This is a genomic window from Clostridium gasigenes (assembly GCF_017348895.1).
Taxonomy (GTDB): Bacteria; Bacillota; Clostridia; order Clostridiales; family Clostridiaceae; genus Clostridium; species Clostridium gasigenes.
Genome location: NZ_CP071376.1, coordinates 3,669,723 through 3,685,012, shown reverse-complemented (window position 1 = coordinate 3,685,012; position 15,290 = coordinate 3,669,723). Strand labels below are relative to the sequence as shown.

The window sequence follows — 15,290 nt, the reverse complement described above, 5'->3', positions numbered from 1 at the left end:
GTTAACATGGCTTTTGAAGGTTTAGCAGATAAGTTACAGGAAGCTTTAAAAAAGCTTAAGGGCAAAGGAAAGCTTACTGAAAAAGATATAAAAGAAGCTATGAGAGAGGTAAAACTTGCATTATTAGAAGCTGACGTTAATTACAAAGTAGTTAAGACATTTATATCAAGCGTTAGCACGCAGTGCTCTGGCAGTGAGGTTTTAGATAGTCTGACACCAGGACAACAAGTGATTAAAATAGTTAATAATGAACTTACTAATCTTATGGGTGGTAGTGAAAGTAAATTAAATTACTCAGATAATGGAACAACAATTATAATGCTAGTTGGGCTTCAAGGAGCCGGTAAAACCACCGTGTGTGGTAAATTAGCACTTCAACTTAAGAAAAATAATAAAAGACCTCTTTTAGTAGCCTGTGATGTTTACAGACCAGCAGCTATTAAACAATTAGAGGTTGTTGGATCACAAATTGATATTCCAGTATTCCAAATGGGAGACAAAATTAGCCCTGTTGATATAGCAAAGGCTGGTATGGCTCACGGAAGAGATAATGGAAATAATGTTATAATAATAGATACTGCAGGTAGACTTCATATAGATGAAGCACTTATGGGTGAACTTGAAGATATTAAGTCAGAGATAAACCCAACAGAAATACTATTAGTTGTAGATTCAATGACAGGTCAGGATGCCGTAAATGTTGCAGAAAGCTTTAATAATACTTTAGATATAACTGGAGTAATATTAACAAAGCTTGATGGAGACACTAGAGGTGGAGCTGCTCTATCCATTAGACATATGACTGAAAAGCCAATTAAGTTTATTGGAGTTGGAGAAAAAATGACTGACTTTGAAGTGTTCTATCCAGATAGAATGGCTTCAAGAATCCTAGGAATGGGAGATGTACTTACATTAATAGAAAAAGCACAAGAAGCTTTTGATGAAAAATCAGCTCAAGATTTAAGTACAAAAATGATGGAAAATGACTTTAACTATGAGGATTATTTAAGTGCCATGGATCAAATGAAGAAACTAGGTTCATTAAGTAGTATTATGGAAATGATGCCTGGTATGCCAAAAGAAATGCAAAATGTTGATTTCACAGCAGGTGAAAAAGCAATTGCAAAACAAAAGGCAATAATTCAATCAATGAGTCCAAAGGAAAGAAGAAATCCTAAATTAGTTTCAACTGTTTCTTCAAGAAAGAAGAGAATAGCTAGAGGGTCAGGTTCAACAATTCAAGAAGTTAATAAACTCATTAAAGGTTATGAAATGATGAAAAAGCAAATGAAGCAAATGAAATCATTACAAAAGAAAGGCAAAAAAGGATTATTTGGTAAGATGCCTTTTATGAGTTAGAAATAAATATATTACCAATGATTTTTAAAGGAGGTGAAATTAAACATGGCAGTTAAAATTAGATTAAGAAGAATGGGTCAAAAGAAAGCTCCTTTCTACAGAGTAGTAGTTGCAGATTCAAGAAGCCCAAGAGATGGTAGATGTATAGAAGAAATAGGTTACTACAATCCATTAACAGAACCAGCTGAAATCAAAATTGATTTAGAAAAGGCTACAAAATGGATAAATGATGGTGCACAACCAACAGATGTTGTTAAAAGATTATTAGCTACAGTTAACAAGTAGTTTTTAGGAGGTGAACCTGTAATTAATATTAATTACAGTTGTTTATGAAAGAATTAGTTGAAGTAATCGCTAGATCCCTTGTGGATAATCCAAGTGAAGTTTCAGTTAATGAGCTTCAAGGAGAGCAATCAATTATTCTTGAACTAAAGGTTGCTCCTGAAGATATGGGAAAAGTTATAGGCAAACAGGGAAGAATAGCGAAAGCAATTCGAACTGTTGTCAAAGCTGCAGCAATTAAAGACGACAAAAAAGTAGTAGTGGAAATTATTGATGTAAAGAGTTAGGATATTCCTAACTCTTTTTACACATATAAAAAAATATTTTATGAGGTGAAAAAATGAGCGGATTTTTAAGAGTTGGAAAAATAGTTAACACACATGGATTAAAGGGTGAAATGAAAGTAATATCTTTAACAGATGATCCAAAAAGATTTGACGAGTTAGAGTATGTTATTATTGATGGAGAAGAAAAAAAGCTTTTAGGTTGTAAATATCAAAAAGATAGGGTTATAGTTAGAATAGAAGGTATTGATACAATAGAACAAGCTGAAACATATAAAACTAAAATAATCGAAATTCCAAGAGAAAATGCTATAGAGCTAGAAGAAGATTGTTATTTCATAGCAGATTTAGTGCAATGTTTTGTATATGATACAAATGGAAAAGAACTTGGTAAAATAGATGAAGTTATTCAAACAAAGAGTAATGATGTTTATTGGATAAAGAGCCCTAAAGAATTGTTGATTCCAGTTATTTTAGATGTTGTATTAGATATTGATATAGATAATAAAAAAATAACTATTAAACCAGTAGGAGAATGGCAAGATGAAGATTAATATCCTTACTTTATTTCCTGAGATGTTTGATATATTTAATCATAGCATTATAGGGAAGGCAAAGGAAAAGGGGTTAATGGAAATTGAAGCTATTAATATAAGAGATTTTTCTTTGAATAAGCATAAAAAAGTGGATGATTACCCTTATGGTGGTGGAGCTGGCATGGTTATGACACCTCAACCTATAATAGATGCTATAAATCATTGCAAAAAATCTAATAAGGGGAAAGTTATTTTTCTTGGGCCTAAGGGTAAAAAGTTTAATCAACAAATGGCAGAAAATTTATCTAAAGAACAAGAACTTATATTTATATGTGGACACTATGAAGGTATAGATGAAAGAGTTTATAATCATATTGATATGGAAATTTCTTTAGGAGATTTTATTTTAACTGGAGGAGAAATGGCTGCAATTCCAGTTATTGATTCTATTTTAAGGTTAGTAAATGGAGTTCTTGGAAAAGAAGAGAGTCATATGGATGAATCATTTTCTGATGGATTATTAGAATATCCTCAATATACAAGACCAGATGATTATGCAGGGGAAAGAGTTCCAGATATTTTATTATCAGGGCACCATGAAAAGATTAGACAATGGAGAAGAAAACAATCCCTTTTAATTACTAAAAACAAGAGACCAGATTTATTTAAAAGAGTATGCCTTAGCAAAGAAGACATAAAATTATTAAGTAAAGATAATTAGTAACGATAAATAAATAAAATTATTGAAATTTAACATAACTTATGTTAAAATAATCTATGTGTTAGTACGAGCGGTCCTCTGTCAAAGCAATTTGTTAAGAACGTCGAATTTAAAAAACAAGGAGGGACTTACACAATGAATGAAATATTAAGAGCTATTGAAGCTGAACAATTAAGAACTGATTTACCAAACTTTAAGGTTGGAGATAACGTTAAGGTTTATGTAAAGATCAAGGAAGGTACTAGAGAAAGAGTACAAATGTTCGAAGGTACAGTAATGAAGAAACAAAATGGTGGTTTAAGAGAAACTTTTACAGTTAGAAGAGTTGCTCTAGGAACTGGTGTTGAAAGAACTTTCCCAGTTCATAGCCCAGTTATAGAAAAGATTGAAATTAGTAGAAGAGGTAAAGTAAGAAGAGCTAAATTATTCTACTTAAGAGACAGAGTTGGTAAGGCTGCTAAGGTTAAAGAGTTATTAACTAGATAATATTTAAATTTAGTAGATAAAAAGGGACTTTTATAAGTCCCTTTTTCGCTATTTATTTATAAATATGGCTATAATATAAAAGGTATATTAAGATGATTAAATACAATTTATTCGAACTTGATAAGTTCTTATAAGCTTCTGCTGGAGTAAGATATCATTTGAAAAAGTAAACTCCAGCTGAAGTTAAGAATAACTTGATTAATTAGGAGGTAATGTAATGGCTAAAATAAATTGGTTCCCAGGACATATGAAAAAAACTCAAAGAGAAATAGAAGATAATTTAAAATTAGTTGAAGCTGTAATAGAAATTAGAGATGCTAGAATTCCTAGAAGTTCAGCAAATCCAGATATAGATAAACTTTGTGAGGGTAAGCCAAGAATAATTTTATTGAATAAAAGTGACTTAACAGAATCAAAAATTACAAAAGTATGGATGGATTTTTTAACAACAGATCTTGTTAAGCCAATAGAAGTTAACTGTATAACTGGAGTTGGTCTAAATAAAATAAAACCAATTTTAAATGAGTTATTAAAAGAAAAGCATGATAGATTAAAATCAAAAGGTGTAGTTAAGATTGTAACTAGAGTTATGGTTGTTGGAATACCTAATGTAGGTAAGTCTACATTTATTAATAAAATGGCTCAAAATAATATTGCGAAAACTGGAGATAGACCAGGAGTTACTAAGCATAAACAATGGATAAAAACTAAAATGGATATGGAAATGATGGATACTCCAGGAGTTTTATGGCCAAGATTTGAGCATGAAGCAACAGCTTTGGATTTAGCATTTACAGGTGCTATTAAAGATGAAATAATGGATATTGAAGAATTAGCATTAAAGCTTGTAGAAAAACTTCAGGTTAATCATTCACAAAAGATAATAGAAAGATATAAGATAGAAGAAGTGAATGAAAATCCATTAGAAACTTTAGATGCAATAGCAAGAAAAAGAGGCTGTATAATAGCACGTGGAGAAATTGACTACAATAGAATATCCGTAATACTACTTGACGAGTTTAGAGGTGGAAAGCTTGGAAATATATCTCTAGAAAGTCCAGATGATGACTATGAAGATGTAATTGAAGAAAAAGAATTAACAGAAAAACAAAAAAAGAGAATTGAAAGAAAAGAAAAATTAAAGAAAAAAGCAGCTGAAAAGAAAAAGGAATATAAATAATGGATATTTTAGATCTTAATATTAAAGACCTAAGTTTTAAATCTATTAAAGAAGAAGTGGATAAAATAGATATTAAAGACTCTTTATACAAGGTTGATTTAATAAGAATTATTGACATATTAATATTAGATAAGAGAAAAAATGTTCAAAGTTTAGGAAATAGAATTCAAAGAGAAAAAGATAAAATCATAGCCGAGATTAATAGAGTTAAAGCTATGTATAATTTTGATAAATCTTTTGGAGAGTATGAATATGTTGCAGGAGTAGATGAAGTTGGAAGAGGCCCCTTGGCTGGACCAATAGTAGCCTGTGCCGTGATTTTAGACCTTAATTGTTTAGAAGATAACCTTATTTTAGAAATAAATGACTCTAAAAAATTAAGTGCAAAAAAGAGAGAAGAATTAGCGGTAATAATAAAAGAAAAGGCAGTTAATTATTATATTTCAGCTTCTTCAAATACAGAGATAGATGAAAAAGGAATTGCATACTCAAATAATAAAATATTTTTAGAAGCTTGTACTAGATTAGATTTAACACCCGATTTGGTGCTTTCAGATGGATATTTGGTAAAAAATTTAAATATTCAAAATAAAGCAGTTATAAAGGGTGATACTAAATCAGCGTCTATTGCAGCAGCATCTATAGTGGCTAAGGTTTACAGAGATAAGATTATGAAAGAGTATAGTAAAAAATATCCCCATTATGCATTTGAAGAAAATTCAGGTTATGGTACGGTAAAGCACATTGCAGGGTTAAAAGAAGTAGGGGCCTGTGAAATTCATAGATTATCATTTTTAAGGAATATATTATAATTCTTTAACAAATTTTTTAAATATACTTAAAGAAATTAACTTTCGCGGAAAGCGTCAGTAATATGGTTAATAGAATAAAGATTATTATCTTTATTGAAAAAAACCTCAATTACATCAAATCTAAAGTTATAATTAATAAGCTTATTAATATATATATAGAATTTACATAATTTAATGATTTGCTTTTGTTTAGAGTAGGTAATAGCTTCTATGGGAGAACCGTAGTTATAGTTATACCTACTTTTTATTTCAACAAAAATAATTAAATCATATTTTTTACATATAATATCAATTTCACCACATCTATTTCTAAAATTTCTAGATAAAATAAAGTAGCCATTTCTTTTTAAAAATTCAAAAGCTAGATCTTCACCATAATTACCAATATCTTTATTAAAACCTTTCATAATAAAATACCTCCATACTTATAAGGTTTTTCTATTATAAATATAGCCTCTTTTAAAATTTAATAATCATATTTTAAAAATACAATGATTATTATTTTATTCTTTGTCAATAATTTAGAGGGGTGATTTTATGTCAATAGAAATAATAAGTGCAACACATAACGGATTAGATGGAATATTAATTACTGTAGAAGTGGATATAAGCAAAGGTATACCAAATTTTAATATCGTGGGACTACCTGATACATCTATTAAAGAAGCAAAGGAGAGGGTGAGGTCAGCTATATTAAATAGTGGATTTGAATTTCCTCTTGGTAGAATAACTATAAATTTAGCGCCAGCAGATGTTAGAAAAATTGGATCCTTGTTAGATCTTCCTATGGCAATAGGAATATTAATAGCATCTAAGCAAGTTGAAGAAAAGAATTTAAAGGACTACGTTTTATTTGGGGAACTTTCCTTAGGCGGAGATTTAAAAGGAGTTAAAGGAGCGTTACCTATAATTTTTGAAGGTGATGAAAAAAACAAGAGCAAATTCATATTTCCTTTAGAAAATTTAAAAGAAATAAGATATTTTAATATAGGCCAGTTCTATCCATTTAAAAGTTTAAATGAAGTAGTAGGGTTTATAAATAATGAAGATCTTATGCCTTATGAAATAGAAGACATAAAGAAGAAAGTAAATTCAAGTTATCTAGATTTTGGAGAAATTATAGGTCAGACCACTTCTAAAAGAGCAATGGAAATATCAGCAGCTGGAAGACATAATATACTATTGTTTGGTTCGCCAGGTGCAGGAAAGACAATGCTTGCAAAAGCTCTGCCATCAATTTTGCCAAAGTTAACATTAGAAGAAGAAAAAGAGATTGCAAAAATTTATAGTATTTCTGGGTTATTTAAAGAAGAGTGCGGAATAGTTAGGCCTTTTAGAAATCCTCACCATACAATTACTAGAACGGCATTAGTTGGAGGTGGGAAAGAAATTAAAGCTGGTGAAATTACATTGGCCCACAATGGAGTTTTATTTTTAGATGAAATTTTAGAATTTAAAAGAGATGTACTAGAAGTGCTAAGAGAACCAATAGAAGAAAAAATTATTAATATAAGTAGGTTAAGTGGAAGTTATAAATTACCTGCTAATTTTTTGTTAGTCGGAGCCTTTAATCCCTGTCCTTGTGGGGGTATAAGTGAAGAAAGTTGTATTTGTACAGAGGGAGAAAAAAGGAGATACTTAAATAAATTGTCTAGAGCATTTTTAGATAGAATAGATATATTAAATTTTGTTCCAAGAATTAAAGGGTCGGATATAGATAAAAGGAAGAATTTAAGTACTGTTAATGACACTAAATCTATGAAATTTAGAGTTGAACTTGCAAGAGAAATACAGGAAATGAGATTTAAAGATACTATATATAAGTACAATTCCGATGTAGTTGGAAAAGATGTTATGAAATTATGTAATTTATCATCTGGGAGCACAGATTTATTACAACTATATTATGATAAATATAATTTAACAATGAGAGGATATACAAAAATTATTAAAGTAGCAAGAAGTATAGCTGATTTAGAAGGATGTTCTGAAGTTTTAGAACATCATTTATATGAAGCAATAGGGTATAGAAAAAATGTTAATGGTGAAATAATATAATAAAGGAAGTGATATTAGTGGAAGAATTTATATTGTGGTTTATATTACTTGAAATTTCTAACGAAAGTAAAATTAAATTATTAGGTATGTATGAAAATGAAGAAGTTATACATAATAATATTGATAATATAGTAAAGGCTAGAATATTACGTGGAAAAAGAATAAATAATTTAAAAACAATAACATTAAATGAAATAAGAGAATTTAAAAAATATTTAAATAAAGAAGGCATTGGATATATAACCTACACATCTATAGATTATCCAATGTCATTAATGAATCTTAAACAACCTCCATATATATTATTTTACAAAGGAGATAAAAGTCTTTTAAAAGATAAAACAGGTGGAATAGTTGGATCAAGAAACTGCACTAATTATGGAAGAGAAGTAACAAAACGTATAACTAAAGAACTGTGCTTAAATTCTATAACAATAGTAAGTGGCGTTGCAAGTGGAATTGATTCAATTGCGCATAAAGTTGCTGTTGAGGAGGGCGGAAGAACTATTGGAGTATTAGGTTGTGGAATAGATGTGGTCTATCCTAAAATAAATAAGAAGTTATATAAAGACATAGAGAGAACAGGATTATTATTATCAGAATTTTTTCCAGGTACTGAGCCAAGAAGCTATAACTTTCCAAGAAGAAATAGAATAATAAGTGGGTTAAGTGAAAAACTAGTAGTAATAGAAGCATCTCTTAAAAGTGGTTCTTTAATTACTGTAGGATATGCCCTAGAAGAGGGAAAATCAGTAATGGCAGTGCCAGGATCTGTTCTTCAAAGTAATAGTACTGGGTGTAATAAACTTATTGGTGATGGAGCAAGTACTTTTGCGGAAATGGAAGATCTTCGAACATTTTTTGGAATTTATAAAAATAGTTATGCTAAAGTAGGAAATGGAGTTAAAGATGCGCTTTTAACAGTTATTAGTAGTGAACCTAAACATTTAGATGACATAATAGAAAGGGTAAATGTTGACAGAAAGGTATTGTTTGGGTTATTATTTGAAATGCAAAATAGAAATGAAATAATTTGCCTTCCGGGAAATTATTACGCTAAATTATCATAAGAAATAAGGGGGGTGCAAACTCCGTATTTATACTGGAGTTTTTTGTATGGGACATAATCTTGTAATAGTAGAATCACCAGCAAAGGCTAAAACTATTGGGAAGTATCTTGGGAAAAATTATACTGTTGAAGCATCAATGGGGCATGTAAGAGATTTGCCTAAAAGTAAGTTAGGCGTTGATATAGAGGATAATTTTAATCCTAAATACATAACTATAAGAGGAAAAGGCGAATTGTTAAATAAATTAAAAAAAGCAGCTAAAAAAGCTGATAAAATTTATCTGGCGACGGATCCTGACCGTGAAGGAGAAGCTATTTCATGGCATTTAGCAAATATTTTAAAAATATCAGAAGACGAAAGTTGTAGAATTGTATTTAATGAAATTACAAAAAGTGCAGTTAAAGCTTCTATTAAAGCTGCAAGAAAAATAGATTTAGATTTAGTAGATGCACAACAAGCTAGAAGAGTATTAGATAGACTTGTTGGTTATGAAATAAGTCCAATTCTTTGGAAAAATGTAAGATGGGGATTAAGTGCGGGAAGAGTACAGTCAGTAGCATTAAAACTTATATGTGATAAAGAAGAAGAAGTTAAGGCGTTTATTCCTAAGGAATATTGGACTGTAGATTGTAATATGAAAAAAGAAAAGAAGAAATTTGATGTGAAATTAACTACCTATAAGGGTAAGAAAATAGATATTACTAGTAAAGAAGAAGCAGATGAAATTATAAATAAACTTAAAAAGAGTGACTTTAAGGTGATGAAAGTAAAGAAGGGTGAAAAGACTAGAAATCCACTGCCACCATTTACTACAAGCACACTTCAACAAGATGCTTCAAAGAAATTAAATTTCATGACTAAAAGAACCATGTCTATAGCTCAAACTCTTTACGAAGGGGTTGAAGTTAAAGGTTATGGAACAGTAGGACTAATTACTTATATGAGAACAGACTCTATGAGAATAGCAGATGAGGCACAAGTAAAAGCTTTGGAATTAGTTGCTGAAATGTATGGAGAAAAATATGTTCCAGATATTCCGAGGGTTTATAAAGGTAAGAAAAATATTCAAGATGCTCATGAAGCTATTAGACCAACACATATAGAGATTACGCCAGAGATTGCAAAAGGAAATTTAACAGGAGAGCAATATAAGTTATATACTTTAATATGGAAAAGATTTGTGGCAAGTCAAATGACTTCTTGTGAAATGAATACAAACTCAATAGAAATACAAAATGGAGATTATAAATTAAGAGCTAGTGGATCAACAATAAAATTTGATGGATTCATGAAGCTTTATGAATATGCAACAGAAGAAGATGCTGAAGTAGTAACATTACCAGTTTTAGAAGAGGGTGAAATACTTGAGGCGGAATCAATAGAAGCGGCTCAACATTTTACACAACCACCAGCAAGGTATACAGAAGCATCCTTTGTAAAAATATTAGAAGAAAAGGGAATAGGAAGACCAAGTACTTATGTTCCGACTATTTCTACTTTACTTGGAAGAACTTATGTAGAAAGAGAAAAGAAAAATCTACTTCCAACAGAACTTGGATTTATTGTTAACAATATAGTTAGTGAATATTTCAAGCAAATAGTAGATGTAGATTTCACTGCTGAGATGGAACGAAACTTAGATTCTATTGAAAGTGGTAATGAGGAATGGAGAAAAGTTGTTGGGGAGTTCTTTGCACCGTTACAAGTAGCAATAGAAAAAGCAGAAAAAGAAATCTCAAAAGTTGTTATAGAAGATAAAGTTAGTGAGGTTCCTTGTGATAAGTGTGGGCAAATGATGGTTATTAAACATGGAAGATATGGTAACTTCTTAGCCTGTCCTGGGTATCCGGAATGTAAGAATGCAAAGCCAATAGTTGAGGAAATTGATACACCTTGTCCTAAGTGTGAAAAAAAGGTTGTTGTTAAAAAGAGTAAGAAGGGTAAAAAATTCTTTGGATGTTCTAGTTATCCAGCTTGTGATTTTGTTAGTTGGAATGAACCGGTTAAGGATAAATGTCCGGAGTGCAATGCTTACATGGTGTTAAAATATAGTAAAACTAAAGGGAATTTCATACAATGCTCAAATAAAGAGTGTAACCATAAAATAGAAGTTGTAAAAGAGACAAATAATAATTAAGAAAAAGAAATCAATTACAGACTAATGAAGTAATAAATTAACCTCCTTATAAGGTATAATGTCGAAAACATTGTGAAATTTGTTGAAATAAAGCAAGCCTTGTGATAGTATATATTGGTGGCAAAAATGTTTTAAAAATTTAAAACATTTTAAATATTCTAAATATTTAAAATATAGTTACTAGAGGGCAATAAGGAGGATGATTAAATGTCATCATTATTAAATAAAACAAGAAAGCTAAATAAAATACTTCAAAAGTCAGGGACAGAAGCTGTATCATTTGAAGATATATGTATAATATTAAGTGAAGTACTTTCTTGTAACGTATATGTTGTAAGTAGAAAAGGGAAAATATTAGGGCATAGTTTTTCTAAAGAATTTGAGTGTGAAATAATGAAGAAACATGTTGTTGATGAGAAAAGATTCCCAGAGGAGTATAATGAAAAGTTATTAAATGTAAATGAAACTATGGCTAATTTAAATAATAAAGGCCTTTGTGTATTTGAAGGTGAAGGTTCATGTATAATGAAGGATAAGATAACAACTATAGTACCTACTATAGGAAATAGAGAAAGACTTGGAACAGTTTTATTAGCTAGATTTGAAGAACCATTCACTGATGATGATTTAGTAATAGCTGAATATAGTTCTACAATAGTTGGTATGGAAATGTTAAGAGCTAAGCAAGATAAAATAGAAGATGAAGCAAGAAAGAAAGCTGTAGTTCAATTAGCGATTGGTACATTATCATATTCGGAATTAGAAGCAGTTGAACATATATTTCATGAATTAGATGGAATGGAAGGTTTGTTAATTGCATCTAAGATAGCTGATAAAGTAGGAATAACTAGAAGTGTTATAGTTAATGCTTTAAGAAAGTTCGAAAGTGCTGGAGTTATTGAATCAAGATCTCTTGGTATGAAGGGTACCCATATTAAGATATTAAATGAAAAGCTATTAGATGAATTAAAGAAAATTAAATAGTTAGTCATCTTAAAAAAATAACAAAACAAGGTACAAGGTACAATGATTAGTTGTTTTTAAAAAGACGTCTTAATAAAAGCATGATATATTAATTTATATATCGTGCTTTTTTTTGATGAGGCCTTAGGAAGATATAAAAATAGAAAATAAAAAATGTTGCTACTAAATTAACATTATGTTATAATAACTAAGAACTAAAATACACACATTGTCTAATTTATAAAGATGGTGCCTTAAACGGAAACTTTATAAGAAAGAAGACAGTGGAGGTAAAAACCTAGGAGGTAACAAACAATGGCAGTAATTTCAATGAAACAATTATTAGAAGCAGGTGTACATTTTGGACACCAAACAAGAAGATGGAACCCTAAGATGGCTCCTTATATATTCACAGAAAGAAACGGAATATATATAATAGATCTTCAAAAAACAGTTAAAAAGGTAGATGAAGCTTATAACTTCATAAGAGAAGTTTCAACTGAGGGTAAGGATGTCTTATTCGTAGGAACTAAGAAACAAGCTCAAGATGCAATAAAAGAAGAAGCACTAAGATCAAACATGCACTTCGTTAACAATAGATGGTTAGGTGGAATGTTAACAAACTTCAAAACTATCAAAACAAGAATAAAGAGATTAGAAGCTATAGAAACTATGGAAAAAGATGGTACATTTGATGTATTACCTAAGAAAGAAGTTATAAAGCTTAAAGGCGAAATGGAAAAACTAGAAAAGAACTTAGGTGGAATAAGAAACCTAGATGCTAATAATATTGGTGCGATGTTCGTAGTTGATCCAAGAAAAGAAAAGAACGCTATATCAGAAGCTAAAATCTTAGGAATTCCAGTAGTAGCAATAGTTGATACTAACTGTGATCCAGAAGAAGTTGACTATGTAATACCAGGAAATGATGACGCGATAAGAGCGGTTAAGTTAATAACTGGTAGAATGTGTGACGCTGTTATAGAAGGAAGACAAAACGAAGAATCAGAAGAATCAGAAGAATCAGCTGAATAAATTTTATAAATAATTTTTAAGAGGTAGGTGAGGGGTTTCCTTCATTTACCTTTAAAACTAAATAAAAGAGATTACAATTATCTCTAAGGAGGAATCTACTATGATAACTGCTCAATTAGTTAAGGTATTAAGAGAAAGAACTGGCGCAGGAATGATGGATTGTAAAAAGGCTTTAACAGAAACTCAGGGAGATATGGAAAAAGCTGTTGAAGTATTAAGAGAAAAAGGATTAGCAGCAGCAGCTAAAAAAGCTGGAAGAGTTGCAGCTGAAGGAATAGTTAAAACTTTCATATCAGAAGATAATAAAATTGCTGGTATAGTAGAAGTTAACTGTGAAACAGATTTCGTTGCAGATAACGAAGATTTTGTAGGTTTTGCTACAAAGGTTGCTGAAATGGCTTCAAAAACTTCAGCTACTACAATTGAAGCATTCATTGCTGAAAAGTATGAAGAAGAAACTACAATTGCAGAAGCATTAACTTCATTAATCGCTAGATTAGGCGAAAATATGACAGTTAGAAGATTTGGAAAGTTCACAGTAGAAGCTGGGATAGTTCAAAGCTACATCCATGGGGGTGGAAGAATAGGAGTTATCGTTGAACTTGCTTGTGATACAGATAGCGAAATTCTAAAGCAAGTTGCTAAAGATGTATGTATGCAAATTGCTGCAGTTAACCCATTATTCTTAGATAAAACTCAAGTAGATAATGAGTCTTTAGAAAAAGAAAAAGAAATATATAGAGTTCAAGCTTTAAATGAAGGAAAACCAGAAAAAATCGTTGAAAAAATGGTTATGGGAAGAATTCAAAAGTATTACAAAGAAGTTTGTCTTTTAGAGCAAGTTTGGGTTAAAAACGGAGATTTAACTATAACTAAATATCTTCAAGAAAAATCAAAAGAAGTTGGTTCACCAATCTCAATCTCAAGATTCGTAAGATTCGAAAGAGGAGAAGGTATTGAAAAGGCTGAAAATAACTTTGCAGAAGAAGTTGCAAACATGGGTAAATAATACCGAGAGAACACTTTTGTGTTCTCTTTTTTTAAAGAGAACAAGCTAAAAAATGAATTCGTGGAGGTACTAATATGAAAAAATCTGCATATAAGAGAGTTGTACTTAAAATTTCAGGAGAAGCATTAGCTGGTAAAAAGGGCTTTGGATTTGATTTTGACGTACTTAAAAAGATCGCACTAGAAGTAAAGGACTTAATAGCAATGGAAGTTGAAGTTGGCTTAGTTGTTGGCGGTGGAAATATATGGAGAGGTAGAACAGGAGAAGGTATGGACAGATCTACAGCAGATCATATGGGAATGCTTGCAACTTGTATAAATGCTTTAGCACTTCAAGACGCACTAGAAGGTATGGGTGTAATGACTAGAGTTCAAACAGCTATAGAAATGAAAGAAATTGCAGAGCCATTTATAAAAAGAAGAGCAGTTAGACATTTAGAGAAGGGAAGAGTTGTAATTTTTGCAGCAGGAACAGGAAATCCTTATTTCTCAACTGATACTACTGCAGCTTTAAGAGCGGCTGAAATAGAAGCTGATGTTATTCTTTTAGCTAAAAACGTTGATGGAGTTTATGATAAAGATCCTAATAAGTATTCAGATGCTAAAAAATATGATAAACTATCATATATAGAAGTTTTAGAACAAGGATTACAAGTTATGGATTCAACTGCAACGTCATTATGTATGGACAACAGTATTCCAATATTAGTATTTGGATTAGAAACAGAAGGAAATATAAAAAGAGCTATAAGTGGTGAAAAAATAGGAACGTTAGTTTGTAAGAAATAAGGAAGGTGTTTGTAAATGAAAAGTATTATAAAATTAGCAGAAGAAAAAATGAGCAAAACTATTTCAGTTTTAAACTCAGATTTAGCTACATTAAAAGCTGGTAGAGCAAATCCTACTATGTTAGATAAGATTCAAATTGAAGCTTACGGTAGCATGTGCCCTATAAGTCAAGTTGCTAATATTTCAGCACCAGAACCTAGAGTGCTTGTTATAGCGCCTTGGGATAAAAGCATGCTAAAAGATATAGAAAGAGCAATATTAACTTCAAATTTAGGAATAAATCCATCAAATGATGGAATTGTTATTAGATTAATAGTAGCAGAATTAACTGAAGAAACAAGAAAAAATCTTGTTAAAAAAGTTAAAAAAGCTGGAGAAGATTCAAAAGTTGCATTAAGATCTATAAGAAGAGATGCAAATGAAAAGATTAAAGCTTTAAAGAAAGATGGTCTTTCAGAAGATGAAATTAAAGACGGCGAAGATAAGATTCAAAAAGTAACAGATGCTGTAGTTAAAGAAATAGATGCTTTAATATTAGCAAAAGAAAAAGAAGTTATGTCAATATAAAAC

17 protein-coding genes are annotated in these 15,290 nt (G+C 30.4%); 16 read left to right on the top strand and 1 reads right to left on the bottom strand.

Annotated features, from left to right (window positions below):
- Positions 1 to 6 precede the first annotated feature (6 nt).
- The 8 genes from ffh (at position 7) to J1C67_RS17205 (ending at position 5,660) form a co-directional block, all read left to right on the top strand.
- A complete protein-coding gene (ffh, locus tag J1C67_RS17240; protein ID WP_089967856.1) occupies positions 7 to 1,359 on the top strand; it encodes a signal recognition particle protein in 1,353 nt (450 codons plus the stop codon).
- A gap of 45 nt (positions 1,360 to 1,404) precedes the next feature.
- On the top strand, positions 1,405 to 1,644 hold the full coding sequence (gene rpsP / locus J1C67_RS17235; protein WP_089967853.1) for a 30S ribosomal protein S16: 240 nt from the start codon (positions 1,405 to 1,407) through the stop codon (positions 1,642 to 1,644).
- A 44-nt stretch (positions 1,645 to 1,688) separates the two neighbouring features.
- Positions 1,689 to 1,928, top strand: coding sequence for a KH domain-containing protein (locus tag J1C67_RS17230; RefSeq protein WP_089967850.1), 240 nt, complete (start codon positions 1,689 to 1,691; stop codon positions 1,926 to 1,928).
- A gap of 53 nt (positions 1,929 to 1,981) precedes the next feature.
- Positions 1,982 to 2,479, top strand: a complete 498-nt coding sequence (gene rimM / locus J1C67_RS17225) for a ribosome maturation factor RimM (protein WP_167865533.1) — start codon at positions 1,982 to 1,984, stop codon at positions 2,477 to 2,479.
- Positions 2,469 to 3,182, top strand: a complete 714-nt coding sequence (gene trmD / locus J1C67_RS17220) for a tRNA (guanosine(37)-N1)-methyltransferase TrmD (RefSeq protein ID WP_167865534.1) — start codon at positions 2,469 to 2,471, stop codon at positions 3,180 to 3,182. Before rimM ends, trmD begins: the two co-directional genes overlap by 11 nt.
- A 135-nt stretch (positions 3,183 to 3,317) precedes the next feature.
- The gene (gene rplS, locus J1C67_RS17215) at positions 3,318 to 3,668 is read left to right on the top strand and encodes a 50S ribosomal protein L19 (protein ID WP_089967840.1); all 351 of its coding nucleotides are present in this window, start codon (positions 3,318 to 3,320) and stop codon (positions 3,666 to 3,668) included.
- 217 nt (positions 3,669 to 3,885) lie between these two features.
- Positions 3,886 to 4,848, top strand: a complete 963-nt coding sequence (gene ylqF, locus J1C67_RS17210; RefSeq protein ID WP_167865535.1) for a ribosome biogenesis GTPase YlqF — start codon at positions 3,886 to 3,888, stop codon at positions 4,846 to 4,848.
- A complete protein-coding gene (locus J1C67_RS17205) occupies positions 4,848 to 5,660 on the top strand; it encodes a ribonuclease HII (protein WP_167865536.1) in 813 nt (270 codons plus the stop codon). The genes ylqF and J1C67_RS17205 overlap by 1 nt, the downstream gene beginning before the upstream one ends.
- Before the next feature lie 35 nt (positions 5,661 to 5,695).
- On the opposite strand, the gene J1C67_RS17200 is transcribed toward J1C67_RS17205, so the two are convergent.
- Positions 5,696 to 6,067 (bottom strand): YraN family protein, encoded by a 372-nt coding sequence (locus tag J1C67_RS17200; RefSeq protein WP_167865537.1) that lies wholly within the window; start codon positions 6,065 to 6,067, stop codon positions 5,696 to 5,698.
- 130 nt (positions 6,068 to 6,197) lie between these two features.
- Here J1C67_RS17200 and J1C67_RS17195 point away from each other — a divergent pair, with 130 nt between their 5' ends.
- The 8 genes from J1C67_RS17195 (at position 6,198) to frr (ending at position 15,287) form a co-directional block, all read left to right on the top strand.
- Positions 6,198 to 7,718 (top strand): YifB family Mg chelatase-like AAA ATPase, encoded by a 1,521-nt coding sequence (locus J1C67_RS17195; protein WP_167865538.1) that lies wholly within the window; start codon positions 6,198 to 6,200, stop codon positions 7,716 to 7,718.
- Positions 7,719 to 7,735: 17 nt separating this feature from the next.
- Complete coding sequence (dprA, locus tag J1C67_RS17190; RefSeq protein ID WP_167865539.1) at positions 7,736 to 8,788, top strand: DNA-processing protein DprA; 1,053 nt, start codon at positions 7,736 to 7,738, stop codon at positions 8,786 to 8,788.
- 46 nt (positions 8,789 to 8,834) lie between these two features.
- Entirely contained in the window at positions 8,835 to 10,925 is a 2,091-nt protein-coding gene (gene topA / locus J1C67_RS17185; RefSeq protein WP_167865540.1) for a type I DNA topoisomerase, read from the top strand.
- Positions 10,926 to 11,132: 207 nt separating this feature from the next.
- A complete protein-coding gene (gene codY / locus J1C67_RS17180) occupies positions 11,133 to 11,909 on the top strand; it encodes a GTP-sensing pleiotropic transcriptional regulator CodY (protein ID WP_089967821.1) in 777 nt (258 codons plus the stop codon).
- A gap of 294 nt (positions 11,910 to 12,203) precedes the next feature.
- On the top strand, positions 12,204 to 12,923 hold the full coding sequence (gene rpsB, locus J1C67_RS17175) for a 30S ribosomal protein S2 (protein WP_089967818.1): 720 nt from the start codon (positions 12,204 to 12,206) through the stop codon (positions 12,921 to 12,923).
- A 100-nt stretch (positions 12,924 to 13,023) separates the two neighbouring features.
- Entirely contained in the window at positions 13,024 to 13,932 is a 909-nt protein-coding gene (gene tsf, locus J1C67_RS17170) for a translation elongation factor Ts (protein ID WP_089967815.1), read from the top strand.
- Positions 13,933 to 14,006: 74 nt separating this feature from the next.
- The gene (gene pyrH, locus J1C67_RS17165) at positions 14,007 to 14,720 is read left to right on the top strand and encodes a UMP kinase (protein WP_089967812.1); all 714 of its coding nucleotides are present in this window, start codon (positions 14,007 to 14,009) and stop codon (positions 14,718 to 14,720) included.
- Between the two features lie 15 nt (positions 14,721 to 14,735).
- Positions 14,736 to 15,287 (top strand): ribosome recycling factor, encoded by a 552-nt coding sequence (gene frr, locus J1C67_RS17160; protein ID WP_089967808.1) that lies wholly within the window; start codon positions 14,736 to 14,738, stop codon positions 15,285 to 15,287.
- Positions 15,288 to 15,290 lie beyond the last annotated feature (3 nt).

Bases quoted from the DNA above. Each gene is read 5' to 3' on its own strand.
- rimM (WP_167865533.1), top strand. From the start codon at position 1,982: ATGAGCGGATTTTTAAGAGTTGGAAAAATAGTTAACACACATGGATTA.
- frr (WP_089967808.1), top strand. From the start codon at position 14,736: ATGAAAAGTATTATAAAATTAGCAGAAGAAAAAATGAGCAAAACTATT.
- tsf (WP_089967815.1), top strand. From the start codon at position 13,024: ATGATAACTGCTCAATTAGTTAAGGTATTAAGAGAAAGAACTGGCGCA.
- trmD (WP_167865534.1), top strand. From the start codon at position 2,469: ATGAAGATTAATATCCTTACTTTATTTCCTGAGATGTTTGATATATTT.
- J1C67_RS17230 (WP_089967850.1), top strand. From the start codon at position 1,689: ATGAAAGAATTAGTTGAAGTAATCGCTAGATCCCTTGTGGATAATCCA.
- J1C67_RS17195 (WP_167865538.1), top strand. From the start codon at position 6,198: ATGTCAATAGAAATAATAAGTGCAACACATAACGGATTAGATGGAATA.
- pyrH (WP_089967812.1), top strand. From the start codon at position 14,007: ATGAAAAAATCTGCATATAAGAGAGTTGTACTTAAAATTTCAGGAGAA.
- rpsB (WP_089967818.1), top strand. From the start codon at position 12,204: ATGGCAGTAATTTCAATGAAACAATTATTAGAAGCAGGTGTACATTTT.
- ffh (WP_089967856.1), top strand. From the start codon at position 7: ATGGCTTTTGAAGGTTTAGCAGATAAGTTACAGGAAGCTTTAAAAAAG.
- J1C67_RS17205 (WP_167865536.1), top strand. From the start codon at position 4,848: ATGGATATTTTAGATCTTAATATTAAAGACCTAAGTTTTAAATCTATT.
- rplS (WP_089967840.1), top strand. From the start codon at position 3,318: ATGAATGAAATATTAAGAGCTATTGAAGCTGAACAATTAAGAACTGAT.
- codY (WP_089967821.1), top strand. From the start codon at position 11,133: ATGTCATCATTATTAAATAAAACAAGAAAGCTAAATAAAATACTTCAA.
- topA (WP_167865540.1), top strand. From the start codon at position 8,835: ATGGGACATAATCTTGTAATAGTAGAATCACCAGCAAAGGCTAAAACT.
- J1C67_RS17200 (WP_167865537.1), bottom strand. From the start codon at position 6,067: ATGAAAGGTTTTAATAAAGATATTGGTAATTATGGTGAAGATCTAGCT.
- ylqF (WP_167865535.1), top strand. From the start codon at position 3,886: ATGGCTAAAATAAATTGGTTCCCAGGACATATGAAAAAAACTCAAAGA.
- rpsP (WP_089967853.1), top strand. From the start codon at position 1,405: ATGGCAGTTAAAATTAGATTAAGAAGAATGGGTCAAAAGAAAGCTCCT.